The organism is Novosphingobium sp. HR1a, assembly GCF_015594425.1.
Classification (GTDB): domain Bacteria; phylum Pseudomonadota; class Alphaproteobacteria; order Sphingomonadales; family Sphingomonadaceae; genus Novosphingobium; species Novosphingobium resinovorum_A.
In genome coordinates this window covers 1-401 of sequence record NZ_JABXWS010000168.1, presented here as the reverse complement: position 1 = coordinate 401, position 401 = coordinate 1, and the positions used below count along the sequence as shown (strand labels likewise).

Sequence of the window (401 nt, the reverse complement as noted above, 5' to 3'; positions counted from 1 at the left end):
CTGAGAAAAGCTTTCAGTTCTGCAGAGTTCCAACCCTTGCTGTTTGACGCACGTCAGGCAGCGGGTGTCATCGAACGATCGAACAGTTCACCCGTCCGGAGCATGGCATGCATGATCACTGCGAGCTTGCGTGCGACCGCGACGGCAGCTCGTTTGAAGCCGATCTTTTCCTTGAGTTTCAAGCCCCAGATACGCAGCGCGCTTTCCGCCGTGCTGCGCGTCAGGATCACGGTCGCGGCTTCATAGAGCAAGCCGCGTAGATGGTTGTCGCCTCGCCGGGATATATGGCCGTCGTAATCGACTTCGCCCGACTGGTAACGCCTGGTGGTCAAGCCGATCCAGGCACCCACCGAACGCGACTTCCTGAAGTTTTCCGGATCCTCGATTGCTGCAACGAAGGA

Annotated in this window: 1 protein-coding gene; it reads right to left on the bottom strand. The window is 58.1% G+C overall.

The genetic code is table 11. From position 1 onward, the window contains the following. Positions 1-53: 53 nt before the first annotated feature. On the bottom strand, positions 54-401 hold a 348-nt coding region (locus HWN72_RS30850), incomplete at its 5' end, for a transposase (RefSeq protein WP_211152345.1).